This is a genomic window from Chitinophaga sp. ARDCPP14 (assembly GCF_051362515.1).
In the GTDB taxonomy this organism is placed as follows: Bacteria; Bacteroidota; Bacteroidia; order Chitinophagales; family Chitinophagaceae; genus Chitinophaga.
Map to the genome: position 1 here is coordinate 321,282 of NZ_JBKIXB010000007.1, position 15,408 is coordinate 336,689.

Sequence of the window (15,408 nt, forward strand, 5' to 3'; positions counted from 1 at the left end):
AATACCAAACCAGAATGAGAAATTTATTGGGCTTGTCCTTCGCCTGGAAGGAAGCGCGGCGCTATGTCATGCGGTTACCTTACCAGTTGTTGCTTTTGCTGCTTCTTACCGGCAATGGGGCGTTGGCGCAGGATAGTATACAACAGGAAATATTATCGAGAAAGATTTCTTACGAGGCCAATAAATCATCTTTAAGCAAAGTGCTGAAGGATCTGCGTACGAAGATGCATATACGCTTTACCTATAACAGTGAGCTAATCCGGCGTCAGCCACCGGTTACGGTGAAAGTAAATGCGGTTTCACTGGAATCGTTACTCAAAAAACTGTTGCTTAATACCGGCCTGCAATTTATGGTGGAGATGGGCGGGATCATTATCTACGAACAGGAGGTGTCTGCAGAAAAGGCAACCAGCCAGTCGGTGATCCTCAGGGGAAGGGTAACCGACCCCCAGGGCTCGCCTTTGGCAGGGGTGAGCATTAAAGGACTTACCTCAAAAGAAATGACCGTAACACAGCCCGACGGGATGTTTATGCTGGTTGCCCGGGAGCAGGAACAGGTAAGCCTCTCCCTGGTAGGAATGAAAACGCTGCTGTACAAAGTGAAGTTTTCAGACGACCCGTTGATCCCTTTTAAAATGGATACCATTGCCCGGGAAATCCAGGAAGTTGTGGTGAACGGGTATCAGAAAATAGATCCCCGTTTAGCCACGGGCTCCGTATTAAAACTGAATGCAGCCGATATCTTACAGCCCGGTCAGCCATCTGTAGACAGGATGCTGCAGGGCAAAGTGCCGGGACTAATGATAATCAACACCTCCGGTGGCGTGAATGCAAAGCCTACTATGCGTATCCGCGGTACCTCCACCTTAATTGGCAACGCTGCCCCGCTGTGGGTGATCGACGGTATGATACGCCCCGACCCGGTTAATATCTCCTCCGCACTATTGAATAATGTACTCAGCGGTCCTTCCCAATCCAACTATGAACTGATGGGAAACGCCATCAGTGGTTTGAACCCCTATGATATTGAAAGCATCACATTTTTAAGAGATGCCGCCGCTACTTCTATTTATGGTACCCGCGCGGCTAACGGCGTAATCGTGGTAACCACTAAAAGAGGAAAGGCGGGTCCCGTGGAAGTAACCTACAATTCAAATATATCTTTCCAGGCGCGTCCTTCCTACAACCAGCTGAACCTCATGAATTCGAAGGAACGGGTGGCTTTCTCAAAATCACTGATAGAAGATGGCGTGGTCTTTAACGGAAGTGAAAGTGGTTTCGAAGAACGTTTTTCGTATGAAGGATTATTAAGACAGTTATATGCCAGGCAAATTACGGAAGCGGAATTCCGGGCGGGGGTAGGCACTATTGAAACCCGGAATACGGATTGGTTTAAGGTGTTGTTCAGGAACCAGATGAGCATGCAGCATGCGCTCAGCATGAGTGGCGGCGCGGGTAAAACCACCTATTACGCTTCCCTGAGCTATGGCGGCTTTAACGGCGCAGCGAAAGAGGATGGCAAGAAAACGTATTCAGCGAATGTAAGTGTGCGCACGCAGATTGGTAAACGGTTGAACCTGGACCTGTCGATGCAAAGCAATTATATAAAATCCACGGGGTATTACCAGTCGGTAAACCCGTTGACCTACGCGTTGCAAACAAGCCGTATTTACAGCCCGGACGATTTTTACCCGGTGCGCACGCCGAGCAACCTGAGGGTTAATGAGCCCGTACAGTTAGTATGGCCACCGTATGTTTATAACATACAAAATGAAATCAGTCACTCGGAAAACAACAGCAGCACACATTCTTCCAGCCTGAATTTATCGTTGGATTATAAGATCAGGAAGGGATTGTTTTTTCGCCATTCTTCCAACGTTATTGTGAGTGGAGCCGATGGGTTAACCGCAGCCGATGAGCAAACATATGCTATTGCGGTTGAACGCGGATGGAGCGCGGAGGTGGTGCCTACACAGGAGATGATGCTGACGGCGCTGCCCACAGGAGGCATGGCCTATATGATGAACCAGAAGAGCATGTCGCTCGGAATGCGGAACAGTATAGATTACAATACAGGCGTACGGAAGGATCGCGACCAGTTTAATTTTACGTTGGGTAACGAGGTGAGAAGTGAAACTGCCAATGGCCTTACATCCAGGGAACCGGGGTACTTTCCGGGCAGGGGAAAGTCATTCTTTCCGACTGTAATGGGCAGGAAATTATATAGTTCAGAAACAATCAACGAAGCTATCGACAACTCCGTTTCCTATTACAGTACGGCCGCTTATAGCATGATGAACCGCTATGTATTGAGCGGTACCATCCGGACGGATGGCTCCAACAGGTTTGGACAGTATTCCAACTCCAGGTTCTTACCTAATTACAGTATTGCTGCCCGCTGGAATGCTTCTTCAGAAAACTGGTTTCCCGTAAGCTCCCTGATCAGCGACTGGCAGGTGAGAGGTTCGTATGGCACGCAGGGAAATGTGGTGAGCGCAGTGGGTCCTAACCTGGTAGCCACTTATTCCCCCGTTGTGGGAGAAACAAGTCCCATTACCGGTAAACCTTACCTGCACATAAAAACCATGCCTTACCCGGAGTTGCGCTGGGAAAAAACCCACCAGTGGAACCTGGGCACCCAGGTAGCCATGTTCAATAGCCGCCTGCGGGTGAATGTTGATTATTACTCGAAGAAAACAACGGATGTACTGGACATGATAAAGATTCCTTTTGAATATGGTATGGATGTGATGTACAGGAACGGAAGCGAGTTATATAACCAGGGATGGGAAGCGATGATCAATGTAGATGCCATCAGATCGCGGAACACATCGCTCTCCTTTACGTTGACTACCAGCAGGAACAGCAACCGGGTATCTGACGAAATTATTCCCAACGACTACAATTCCTTTTTTAATGGCAGCGGACATTTACGCGGAAAACCCGTGAGTGGTTTCTACTCTTATATTTATAATGGTCTGAATCATAACAGCGGTTTGCCGATGTTCAGGAATTTAGATCTCAAGGAAAAGACCAATAACCCGGATGATTTCCTGGTGTATTCCGGCCAACTTCAACCTTCTTTCACCGGGAGTATTCAGCCGGTGTTCCGGTACAAATCCTTTTCAGCGGTGATGTTGTTTTACGTGAGTATTGGCAGCAGCAAACGGCTCAATGATCCTTTCCCGCGTACAAATGCACTGAATGGGGTGCCGGCGCCATTTACCAATCTCAGCAAAGATTATTTGAACCGCTGGCGTAAACCGGGTGACGAATTACATACAGATATTCCTGTAGTGATGGATCTTTTAGCCACCCGGGACTGGCTTATAGTACCATACAAAGTGATCAGTAACGGTTCCGCTGGAAACTCCGGACAAACATCGGTGGATCCGTTCCAGGCTTATAATATGTCTGATCTGAGGACAGTCAGTAACAACTATGTGCGATGCAGCAATCTAAATCTTACCTACACCATTCCTGCTGTTAAGCTGAGGGGAAGCGGGATTAAGAATTTAAGCGTTGGCGCGGCAGTAAATAATGTTTTTACGGTTGCCAATAGGAAACTGAAAGGGCAGGACCCTGAAATTGATGGCATCGGCACCACTGCATTGCCGCTTACCCGGCAATATGCTTTCAGTCTGAACGCTACTTTTTAATGTAACTAATTTCAATAATACAGCATGAAGAAATCGTTGCTTGTAATCATAGGCGCCTTGTGTTTAGTGTCCTGTAAGAAATTCCTGCAGGAATATTCTCCAACAGATGTAATACCTAAATCTACCCATGATTTCGGGGAAATATTATATTATGATGGATATCCTACCGCTTCCACATTGCTGCAGCCCTGGATGGTATTCCTGGATGACGACACCCAGGGCTATACAGGACCACTCATGGCCCACTCAAATGCGCCACTCCTGCCGGCGCCCATCTTTCAGTGGCAACCAGACATGGAGCCCGCCACTGCCGCTACCGGTAATGCCATCAATTTCAATACCTGGAGTACCTATTACAAGTTGCTGCTGGGCGTAAATGTAGCGCTTCAGTATATGGATAATTCAACCGGCCTGCAGGCCGACAAAGACCAGTTTAAAGGAGAAGCCTATACATTACGGGCATTCTATCACTTTATGCTGGTGAATATTTATGCAAAACCCTATAATGATTCCCTCACTATACCCGATAAAAGCCCGGGTGTGCCCATCAGGAAAACCGCCGACCTCTCGGATGCTTTTCTCCGCAGGAACACCGTGAAAGAGGTATACAACCAGATCGTGAGTGATCTCGACAGCGGTATCTATTTGCTGGATAAATACAAAGTTAACCGTGAATACTACCGGGTTTCCCATGTAGCTGCGCATCTGCTGGCCAGCAGGGTTTTCCTTTATATGGAAGACTGGGACAAAGCGATCAGTCATGCCGACGAAGTGCTGCGTTATCACCCGCAGTTAATGGACCTGAACACCTGGGGAGGGATGCCGGATACAGAAAATAAAATGCTGATAGGACCGTCTAATATTGAAAGTATCTGGAACTATGGACAGGGAGAGGAGCAGTTACCAAACACTTATTCAGAGGCATATGATATTTCGTACGACCTGGTGAACTGTTTTGAAGAGAATGACCTGCGCAGGCAAACAGGATTTTACATCAATCCGGAATTTATGAAAGAATTCCTGACGCCCGATTTTTCACAGATGAAGAATGTGCCATCCGTTTCGGGGCATTCTGCCGAATTAACCAATTCGTGGAGAAGTTCCGAAGCTTACCTGAACCGTGCAGAAGCCTACATCCAGAAATACAGGAAAACAGGCGATGGTAACGCCGCCGCACAGGCACTGGTAAGCCTGAATACCTTGCGCGCCAATAGAATTGACCGGGCTTCTTTCACCCCCTGGATCGTAAAACCGGGAGATGTATTGCTGCAAATGTGCAGAACAGAACGTCGCCGGGAACTATACCGCGAAGAAGCACATCGCTGGTTTGACCTGAGACGCTACGGCATGCCATCGATCAAACACATCTTTACACCCAACCAGGTAACGGTGCAGGTGTTCCGGTTGCCGGCACGCGACCCGCAGTATATAATGCCGATACCCACCGATGTACTATCAAGGAACCCGGCACTGACACAAAATCCCTTATTCGCAGGTAAGCGTTTACCGGAATAATTTCTTTCAACTGTAAATAATCATATATGAGATTATATTTCCTGATAGTGCTGTTAGTGGGAATAGCCTGTAATAAAGAGGCGGCATTAACACCGGATCCTGTCCAGCCCTTATATACGCTCCCACAGGGTAATCATGAGTATGATGATACGATAGTGGCCTGGTATAAAAAATACAACACTTTTGTCCTGTATAAATTTACACAGCTGGATTATGCTTATAACTACTCCGATAAGAAAACAGATAGTGCCTTTAATGCTAATCCCGCTTATGTAGCATCCACATTACAGTATATAAGAGAAGAATTACTGGACGTATACCCGGAGGCTTTTTTAAAGACCACGCTCCCTTACAAAATTTTACTTGCCTCCTATATCGGCGCAGGGAATACCCGTTCAGCAACCGGATTTTCTGCCACCAGCAGTATGCTGGCTATTGGCTGGGCCGATAGTACGCTGTGGCAAAAAACACCGGCAGAACGCAAGCAGATGCGTGGCTGGCTGCACCGAAGCTATATGGAACGCGTTGTTCGGACAGACGGCACTATTGTTCCTGATGCATTCAAAGCCCTGGCGCCGCCTTCCTACGGACAGGTACCGCCTGCCAGGCTCCTGGCAGAAGGCATCGTGGAGCCATACAACAACCAGCTGAATGTGGCCACTGATTTCCTGGCATTTATTCAATTGATTACCAGTCATACCAAAGATGAACTGGAAGCGGGCGTACTGCGCAGCCAGGTGGATGAAAAGGGATTGATAAGAAAGAAATACGATGTTGTTGTCAGCACATTTCTCAACAGATACCAGGTAGATCTCCAGGCGATCGGCAACAGGCCATAACCTGTACGGAGCCGTTAATATTCTTCGCATTAATATTTTTTGTATGAAAACATTGAAAGGAGCGCAACTCCTGCTATCAGGCGTGTTGGCCATTGCCGGCTTTACGGTTAAAGCCCAAACGCCCGCTGCTAACGCTACGCAGCCGTCGTACCACAGCGCCGTTATCACTGCTGCTATCAATAAGGTCACGAAAAAACATTACCATCCAAGGCCAATTGACGACGCCTACTCCGCGGCAGTATGGAACCGGTTCCTGCACACCCTGGACCCTAACAGTAACCTGTTCCTCCAGGAAGATGTGGCTGCCCTTGCGGTGTATAAAACGCAGGTCGACGATCAGCTGAACACAGGCGCTACCACTTTTTTTGATGCCGCCTACGCGATATATGAGAAACGCGCTAATGAAGCCAGCCAGCTTTGCCAGCAGATCCTGGCTACCCCCTTCGATCTGAAAAAGAAAGAAACAGTAATGGCCTTCAGGAAAGATCTTCCCTTTTGCACCAGTAAACAAACGCGCGAAGAACTGTGGCGCAAGCTCTTGAAATATTACACCCTGCGGCATTATATGGAGATGAGCGCCGCCAGTGGCGACACCGCCAAACACCTCGCAGCTGCCGACCCGGCACTGGAAGCCAAAGCCCGGGAAAAAGTACGCAAATGGTACAGCGATTATTTCCGTCAGACGACCGGGCAACGCGGAGCGGAAGACAAATTTGCGCAGTATGTAAGTGCCGCCATGTTTGAAATTGATCCGCATACTACCTATGCGGCACCACAGGACCGGTTCATGAATGAACAGCTGAATAAACGTTACTTCGGACTAGGCATAGAGCTGGGCGTAAAAGAATCCGATTACTATATCAAAAGATTATTGCCAGGTGGTACCGCTTACCGCAGCGGGCAGGTAAAAGAGAACGACAATATCATCGCCGTTGCCGACAGCAAAGGAGAGATGCTGCCGGTGAACGGGCTTCCCGCCAACGAAGTAGCCGGCTTGATCCGCGGTGAAAAGGGAACCTCCGTTACCATGCGCTTGCAACAGCCAGGTGAAAAAGAAAGAACGGTGACCGTAAAAAGAGATGAAGTAATTGACCTGGAAAACAGGGCGAAAAGCGCCGTGATTGAAAAGAATGGAAAACGTTTTGGATATATCTTCCTGCCCCTCTTTTACATGGATCCTTCCGGTACCAAAATAAACGGCTCTGCCAACGATGTAGCCAGGGAAGTAGAAAAGCTCAAGGAACAGGAAGTAGATGGCATTGTAGTGGATCTGCGCGGCAATGGCGGTGGCTCCCTCGATGAAGTTGTCACCATGGGCTATTGCTTTGTGCCCTCCGGACCTATTACCTGGCTCCGCGGAAAAGACAGTATCCGGATGTATTCCTCTCCGGCAGTGGAACCATTGTATGATGGGCCGCTCACCGTATTGGTAGATGAAGGCAGCGCCTCTGCGTCTGAAATATTTGCCGCCGCTATGCAGGATCGTGGCCGCGGGCTTATTGTAGGCACTTCCTCTTCTTTTGGAAAAGGCACTGCCCAGGTGAATATCACCATCGGTAAAATGGGTGATGCTGCGAAAGGCATTGCCGATGTAAACTATGGCACCATGCGGGTTACCACGGAGAAGTTTTACCGCATTAACGGATCATCCACACAGCTGCAGGGCGTAATCCCTGATGTTGTACTGCAGGATAGAATGAGTTCGCAATCCGTAATGGAAAAAGATTTTTCGTCTGCCCTCGTATGCGATACCGTCGGACTGCCTCCTTATCAGCGGCTTACCTTTGGGTTTGATTATCAGAAAGTAGTGCAGCAGGCACGCTTGCGGGTTCAGCAGCATCCTTCCTTTGCCACTATCGCAGCCAACACCCGCCAGTTAAAAGCATTGCAGGAGCAACCCACACCGCTGGAACTGTTGTCGTTTGGAGCAGTTTATAAGCAAACATCCGGATGTGAGAAGAATATACAACAGGCGAAAGAATTGAAAGGCAGGGAAGTACTGACCGTATTGCCATCGATGCTGAGGAACATCAATCCGGCCATGCAAAAGAATGAGGCCGTTAATACTGCTTCTTACAAAGAATGGCTGGAGAAACTGGGGAAAGATGTTTACCTCGCTGAAACAGTATCGGTGCTGGAAGATATGCTGACTAACCCGGCCTCGCCGAAAAAATGATAATTAATTAACAACAGGCTTCACCCGTTTTGCGGTAATGATTGCCTAATACTTAAACGCACTTAATCATGATGAGAAAACTGTTTGCATTCACTTTTTGCATGGGAAGCTTTGCTGCGTATGCGCAGGAGGATGTGGCCATCATTACGGCCAAACTGGATAAATCCCCGAATGATACCTTAGTGAACCTGTACGAGCCCTATTCCGGTGATACCGCCACCGCCGTCATTAAGAATCACCAGTTCAGGCTAACGATGCCGATAGCCAAAGGAGGAAGCGTATATATTATGCAGATAGGCAGTAATCCGGAACTGGGAGGCGCATTGGTGTACCTGGAGAAAGGGAAAATGAACATCAAAGGAAAAGGCGGATATTTTAACGACGCCACTTTTTCCGGCGATTCCTGGGTAAAGGAATGGCAGGAAGTAATGGAAATGACTTCCCCGGAGAAAGGCGATGGTAAGCTGTTTGCGGAGCTGGAGCAAAAATACCATAAAGCGATGGAAATAGGAGATGAGGATGCAGCGGAAGCCTACAATAAACAGGGCTCCGAAGTGGAGCAGCGGATGAAGGATACACTCCGGAAGTGGATATTGGCCCATCCGAATTCGGGCGTTACCGGTTATATTATCACGGTATATTTTAGTAAGAATACGAAAGAAATGGAGGCGCTTTATGATGGTCTTGGTGAACATGCAAAAGCTTCCAGGATACTGCAACGCTGGAAAAATCCAGGTAAAGTAGATCCATCTCCCCTCTCTTTAAAGATGAATGAAGAAGGAGAAGTACCCGGTAAACCTGGCCAGGTGAAGATCGGCGACGCTGCGCCGGCTTTCAGTATCCCTGATGTAAACGGCAAAGTGGTGTCGCTGGGAGATTTTAAAGGTAAGTATGTACTGGTGGATTTCTGGGCCAGCTGGTGTGGTCCCTGCAAACCACAGATCCCTTACCTGAAAGCGGCGAATGACAAATTCAAAGATAAGAACTTCGTAATGGTGGGCATCTCACTGGATTCCAAAAAAGAAGCCTGGGTAAAAGCCATGGAAAAACATGAACTGAACTGGCTCAATCTCTCCAGTCTCAAAGGTTGGGGCGACACCGCCGCAGCGGCTTATGGCGCCGGCTACATTCCTTCCAACGTATTGATCGGACCAGATGGGAAAATTATTGCCAGGGATCTCTATGGCGAGGCATTGGATAAAAAATTAATGGAAACAATCAAATAGGTTGTTTGCGGTAATACCTCAGCATAACTTCCGCCAGGGCAACGGCACACTACCGCTGTGCTGTTGCCCTTTTTTGTTTACATAAAAAAGATATCAACTTTATGCGTCCTGTCATTAAAATAATCATCTTCCTGCTGCTGCCTTTATACAGCCTGGCAGAAGAAGGGTTTGTAATCAAAGGAAAAGTAACGGGCATCATCAGCGGATACGTGGCCATTCTTGAACATGTGGATGAAGCCGGGAAGCCGGCAGTGCTGCCACCAAGGGTTCGTATCATCAACGGAGAGTTTACTTTTTCCGGTAAGCTGGATCACCCCGAATTGATACAGCTTAAAGTGAGCACAAAAACAGTGCAGCTGTTCCTGGAAAACACTACCTATACAGTTGAATCCAGCCTCGACTCACTGACCGGCAGTTCTTTTAAAGGCGGCCGGATGAACGACCAGTTTTATGCGTATCAGCAGCATAGTAAGCCACAAATGGAATATGTGAAAGATAACCCCGAACTGGAACTCTCGGCCTGGCTTGCCCTGAGAAACGCATCCACAGCTGATAAAGCGGAGCAAGGGTATGCGCTCCTGGCTCCCGCCGGCAGAAGCACCTGGCATGGAAAAGCATTGCTGGCAAAGATTGAATCATTTAAACGTACCGGCGCCGGCGCAGCATTGCCGGAATTAAAACTGACGGATCCTGATGGTCATGCGTTTTCCATCAAAGACATGGCAGGAAAAGTAGTGGTACTCGATTTCTGGGCATCCTGGTGTGCTCCCTGCCGTGCTTACATTCCGCAGATGCGCAATCATTATAACAAGTTTAAGGAGAAGGGAGTCGTATTTGTTGCAGTGTCTGTTGACGACGACAAAGCCAAATGGCTGACCGCTGTGAACGAAACTAAAATGGAGTGGCTGCAGGGGCTTACAGAAGGCGGCTTTAAAGCAGGTATAGGTGTGCAACAGAATTTTAATATCACCTCCATACCACATGTGGTGATAGTGGGAAAAGACGGAAAGATTGCCCAATCACTGGACTTTTATAAAAAAGACCAGCTGGAAAAAGAATTGGATAAACTGGTGCAATAACAAGAATATGATCATCAAAAAATTACCACTGTTGCTGGCAATTGCTGCCGCGATATTTTTCTCCGGGTGTACAGCATTTAAAACACCTGAACCACGGCTTCCGAAAAAACTGGCTGTCAGGGTTTTCAATATCACGCCGCAACAGGCGGCATTGAAAATAGAAGGGATCTACTATAATCCTAACAGTTTCGGATTCACGTTTAAAGGCGGCGACCTGGACCTGATGCTGGATACTTTCCTGTTGGGGCATGTGCACATCGATACCCTGATAAATGTGCCGGCAAATGCGTTGTTCACCATCCCCGTAACAGTGAAACCGGATTTTAATAAACTGGGTCAAACGGGCATTAACCTGGAGGACTCTGTGCATATTTCCTTCAAGGGTACCATGAAAGGCGGTGTGGGCTGGTTCTCCAAAACAATCAGCATTGCGTATGATGGCCGGCATTACCTGGACCTGATCATGAACTGATGCTATCTAAGGCGTTTCAGCTTCGCAGCAATTACTGATAAAAGCCGGCTTTTTTTTGCAACCTCCGTAAAACGGACACGCATGTTCAATGCGTAGCCATGGAATAACTTCATTTCATCGATTTTTATCCATTAAAATGTTAATTATGAAGTTTAATTCCATGGTTGATTTGCGGGCAGATGTAACTGCACTTAATCCAAATGATCTGATCCATCTACTTGGCTATTATTCACCCGGAGATGGTGGTGGTGGCGATTTTTACTGGGATGCCACCAGCACAGATACTGATAACGGCGGATCGGTTATTAAGAGAACAGCCATAGCGGTTGGCCGGTTTAAAGCCATCCTGAATGATGTTATTAATGTAAAGCGTTTTGGCGCAAAAGGCGTTGGCGGGACCGACGACGATACCCAGGCAATAGCCAATGCGTTGGCAGCATGTGTTGCCACGGGTATACATGTATTGTATTTGCCCCAGGGCGAGTATGCAACCACGCAGGATATTGCGCTTACGCAGGACCATCAGATCATTAAGGGAGAGTCGCGTGATGGCTCTGTGATTATATTGAACAATGGAGCTAAAGTAACGACCAACAATACCCAATACGCACAGCTGTTTAACTTTACGATTAAAGCACCGGGAGGTACCGGTTGTGTGAACGGCTTGTTACTGAATAGTTCACCCAATACGCTGGTGGAAGATGTTTATGTAAGCGGATATTATACAGAGTGTGGTATCCGCGTTGGCGAAGCATGTTATAGCACGAGGTTCGTCCGCTGTTGGACGAACCAAATACAAACAGGTGATGGCTGGTGGTTCCGCAATGAAGGAAATAACAGCATTCAGCTGCAAAGTTGTTATATCCTGAATACAAAAGCCGGATGTGGTATTTCCATCTCCCAGGCTAATAACATGGTGATCGACGCGCCGCAATTAGAGGCGAATAAAGAAGGTCATATCCAGTTCTACGCGGCGGAAGGAGTGCCCGGTGCAATAAGAAGCCTGGTTATAAATGATCTTTATTCAGAACAGTCTTGTACGCCTAATAAACCCACCTTTACTATTAAACACGTAAGTGGTGTGATGAACATCCGTGGGTTATACGTCAATGGCGGCTATGTCAATGGATTCACAATGCCCTATTTTGCGGACTTTACCGGCATCATTAGCGGGTCCGGAACGGCAGGCGTCTCCTGTCACAACGTGAATATCCAGAACATAACAGCAGCGGGATATAATATAGATACCTCCGTAAGGGGATATATTACCGGTCCGGCTCCACTGAACGATCTCACGGAATGCTGCCCATTGGTGGTTACGCTGCCAGGTAATGCCGCAAGTGTATCTGTAGTCAGGAACAGGAGCATCGGCATCGCGGAACCTATGCAGCCGTTATTATTGGGCCCATACAATCCTACCCTGGCACAAGCCGGAGGATTATGGTATGATGCCATACAGGATAACCTGCGTTTTAAAGATACCAAAGGTGAATATATTCTGGGAGCACGTAGCCTGTATATACCACCCGTTATCGGCACAATTCCCGATCTCTCAAAGATAAAACAGGACTATTTTATTCCATTGAACGCTGTCAATGCGGCCATTACTATTCCTTTACCGGCGGCTTCCACTGTTCCTGCGGGCCTGACAATCACCATCAAGAAAATTGATGCCAGTGCGAATCCTGTTACCATCACCTCCACCAGTTTGATGGACGGCGCGGGCTCCAGAACACTCACCGCGCAGTATGAAGCAATCACGGTAATGTCTGATGGCAGTTCAATATACCGGGTGGTTTCCGGCGTGAATGCCAATACGAATGTATTCAATAATACCTCTGTGGCTAAAACAGCCATTACCAATACCTTTCTCAATACTAATTACCCGGCCGCTGCATATCCCGCCGGATCTTTGGTAATATTTACCAACCTGTCTGACGCGGTCACCAACACCGCCGAATGTAGAAGACTTACTCCTACTACATGGTCAATAAATGCAACAGCCGGTAAGCTGTAGCAAGTCTGCATAAAGGAGAATGCCTGTTCAAGGCAGCCTCCTTTATGCAGAACCTTGTTCATGCCGTTGCCCGCTTATATTTTCGCAGCAGATTTGCAGTTCCAGAATGGAATGTATATTTTAACGCTATGCTAAAAGCTTCGGACACAATGATTGACCTTTCCTTTAATCGCAGAACAGCCTTAAAAGCGCTCAGCTTATCAGCCGGCGCTGCATTGCTGAAATTACCGGCATCAGCAAAGGGGCCTGTTGAAAAGCCTTCGCCTGCTTTTAAGTATTCACTGAACATGAGTACCATCCGGGGGCAGAAATTAGGTTTTGTTAAAGAACTGGAAACGGCGTCCAAAGCAGGGTTTAGCTCGGTGGAGATATGGATAGATACTTTTCAGGGGTATTTGCAGCAAGGGGGCTCGGTAACGGAAGCCAGAAGGATCATTCATGATTTAGGCATTGAAGTGGAGAATGCGATTGGATTTGCCAAATGGATTGTGGATGATGAAGCCACCCGCAAAGCGGGGCTGGAACAGCTGCAGCGCGAAATGGAGCAGCTGGCGCAAATTGGCTGTAAGCGGATAGCGGCGCCGCCAATGGGCGCTAACGGCAGCAATGCCCCGTTAATTGACCTGAACGTGGTAACGGAAAGATATCTTACTATCCTTGAAATGGGCAAGAACACCGGTGTAATGCCCATCCTTGAAATGTGGGGCGGATCTCCCAATCTAAAAAAAATAAGCCAGGTGCTGTATGTGATCACAGAAAGCGGCCATAAAGATGCCCGCGTGCTGATGGATACCTTTCATATTTTCAAAGGTGGTTCAAACCCCGACAGCATGGCGTTTGTAGGTAAGGATGCCGTGGATATTTTCCATATAAACGACTACCCGGCGGGGATCACGCCAGGTAAAATTTCTGAGCCGGATCGTATTTACCCGGGAGATGGCATTGCACCGCTGAAGCAGATGCTGCAACATATTAAGCACCCCGGGAAACCGGTGATTATTTCACTGGAGGTTTTTAACAACAATTATTATCAGCAGGATGCTTTACTGGTAGCGAAAACCGGCCTGGCGAAAATGAAAGCGGCGACGGAGGGGATATAAGGAAATCTTAACTGGATTCCCGCACAATCAGTTCCGTTTTCAACACCCTGATAATACTCTTCCATTCCGATACATCACGGCTGATCTGGTCTATGAGCAGCTGTGCGGCAGTGCCGCCAATTTCCTTTACCGGCTGCGACACCGTGGTTAAAGAAGGATGAATAAGCCCCGATGCAAAGTCGTTACTGAATCCCACCACCGCAATATCTTCCGGCACCCGCAAACCTCTTTTCTTCACCACCTGTATAATCTCAATGGCAGTAGGATCGCTGATCGCAAAAATCGCATCCGGCGGATGAGGAAGGTTTAAAAGATGATTCACATAAATATGCACCTTATCGAGGTTCAGGTCATACGGAATTACCAGGTCATCATCCAGCTCAATATTGTTTTTTCTTAAAGCAGCCTTATAGCCGTTCAGTCTTTTTTCACTTATTTTGAGAGAAGGTGGGCCGGATAAATGTGCAATCCTTCTCCTGCCTCTTTCAATCAAATGATTCACCGCACGGAATGCGCCGTCATAGTCGTCAACAATTACTTTGGGCACATCCATTTCATCGCATACCCGGTTGAAAAATACGATGGGAATCCCCTTGCGCTGGAATATCTTTAAATGATCAAAGTTCTTTGTTTCTTTAGTGATCGATACCAATACACCATCTACCTGGTTGGCCAGCATCACTTTGGTGTTGGCTACTTCCGTTTCATAAGTTTCGTTGGATTGACAAATGACGGTATTATAGCCGGCCTTGCTGGCCACTTCCTGCGCGCCGATGGTAATATTTGGGAAATAAGAACTGGTAAATTCCGGAACGATGATCCCGATAGTATTTGTTTTCCGGGTAACCAGGCTGATCGCCAGCATGTTACGCTGGTAGTCGAGTTTTTCCGCCAGGTCCAGCACCGCCTGCCTTGTTACTGCGTTCACGCTGGGGTGCCCTGTTAAAGCCCGCGATACGGTTGATTTAGAAAGATTAAGCTCCTTCGCAATGTCAACAATGGTGATCTGGTGTCGCTTCATCAGGTTTTTTTCTTGTAAAGAAACATAATTATATCAAAAATGGGAACATTCCCAATTTATGGGAATGTTCCCAATGGCAAAATCATCATTTTTTTTACCATCGGGTAACAGTTAGTTATAATCTTTGGACACATAAATTCTCACGATATGAAAGAACTGTTGCTCTCAACCTCTTTTGCACCAACCGTGCCTGTACCTGTCGCCTTATGCCAATCATCCGCATTACACCTGTTACACGATTACATGGAGTAACTTCCTGCGCCCGGTAATTGAACCGGCACTCGATAAAATAAAAATGAATTAA

11 protein-coding genes are annotated in these 15,408 nt (G+C 47.5%); 10 read left to right on the forward strand and 1 reads right to left on the reverse strand.

Features of this window, described 5'->3' with window-relative positions:
* Positions 1-14: 14 nt before the first annotated feature.
* The 9 genes from ACLHR0_RS20730 to ACLHR0_RS20770 all read left to right on the forward strand — a co-directional run bounded on the left by ACLHR0_RS20730 (position 15) and on the right by ACLHR0_RS20770 (position 14,083).
* Positions 15-3,659: a SusC/RagA family TonB-linked outer membrane protein gene (locus ACLHR0_RS20730; protein WP_436489160.1), complete on the forward strand. Its 3,645-nt coding sequence runs from the start codon at positions 15-17 to the stop codon at positions 3,657-3,659.
* Positions 3,660-3,683: 24 nt separating this feature from the next.
* Positions 3,684-5,174 (forward strand): RagB/SusD family nutrient uptake outer membrane protein, encoded by a 1,491-nt coding sequence (locus tag ACLHR0_RS20735; RefSeq protein ID WP_436489162.1) that lies wholly within the window; start codon positions 3,684-3,686, stop codon positions 5,172-5,174.
* Between the two features lie 26 nt (positions 5,175-5,200).
* Complete coding sequence (locus tag ACLHR0_RS20740) at positions 5,201-6,013, forward strand: hypothetical protein (protein WP_436489164.1); 813 nt, start codon at positions 5,201-5,203, stop codon at positions 6,011-6,013.
* Between the two features lie 43 nt (positions 6,014-6,056).
* Positions 6,057-8,189 (forward strand): carboxy terminal-processing peptidase, encoded by a 2,133-nt coding sequence (locus tag ACLHR0_RS20745; RefSeq protein ID WP_436489166.1) that lies wholly within the window; start codon positions 6,057-6,059, stop codon positions 8,187-8,189.
* A 68-nt stretch (positions 8,190-8,257) separates the two neighbouring features.
* Complete coding sequence (locus ACLHR0_RS20750) at positions 8,258-9,415, forward strand: redoxin family protein (protein ID WP_436489168.1); 1,158 nt, start codon at positions 8,258-8,260, stop codon at positions 9,413-9,415.
* Between the two features lie 101 nt (positions 9,416-9,516).
* A complete protein-coding gene (locus ACLHR0_RS20755; RefSeq protein ID WP_436489170.1) occupies positions 9,517-10,494 on the forward strand; it encodes a thioredoxin-like domain-containing protein in 978 nt (325 codons plus the stop codon).
* A 7-nt stretch (positions 10,495-10,501) separates the two neighbouring features.
* Positions 10,502-10,966 carry an LEA type 2 family protein gene (locus ACLHR0_RS20760; RefSeq protein ID WP_436489172.1) on the forward strand — a complete coding sequence of 155 codons (465 nt, stop codon included), beginning with the start codon at positions 10,502-10,504 and terminating at the stop codon, positions 10,964-10,966.
* Positions 10,967-11,111: 145 nt separating this feature from the next.
* Positions 11,112-12,983, forward strand: coding sequence for a glycosyl hydrolase family 28-related protein (locus tag ACLHR0_RS20765; RefSeq protein WP_436489174.1), 1,872 nt, complete (start codon positions 11,112-11,114; stop codon positions 12,981-12,983).
* Between the two features lie 128 nt (positions 12,984-13,111).
* Positions 13,112-14,083: a sugar phosphate isomerase/epimerase family protein gene (locus ACLHR0_RS20770; protein WP_436489176.1), complete on the forward strand. Its 972-nt coding sequence runs from the start codon at positions 13,112-13,114 to the stop codon at positions 14,081-14,083.
* Between the two features lie 7 nt (positions 14,084-14,090).
* Here the strand turns inward: ACLHR0_RS20770 and ACLHR0_RS20775 are convergent, their stop codons facing one another.
* On the reverse strand, positions 14,091-15,104 hold the full coding sequence (locus ACLHR0_RS20775) for a LacI family DNA-binding transcriptional regulator (protein ID WP_436489178.1): 1,014 nt from the start codon (positions 15,102-15,104) through the stop codon (positions 14,091-14,093).
* Positions 15,105-15,279: 175 nt separating this feature from the next.
* On the opposite strand from ACLHR0_RS20775, the gene ACLHR0_RS20780 reads away from it, so the two are divergent.
* Positions 15,280-15,408 carry a hypothetical protein gene (locus tag ACLHR0_RS20780; protein WP_436489179.1) on the forward strand — a complete coding sequence of 43 codons (129 nt, stop codon included), beginning with the start codon at positions 15,280-15,282 and terminating at the stop codon, positions 15,406-15,408.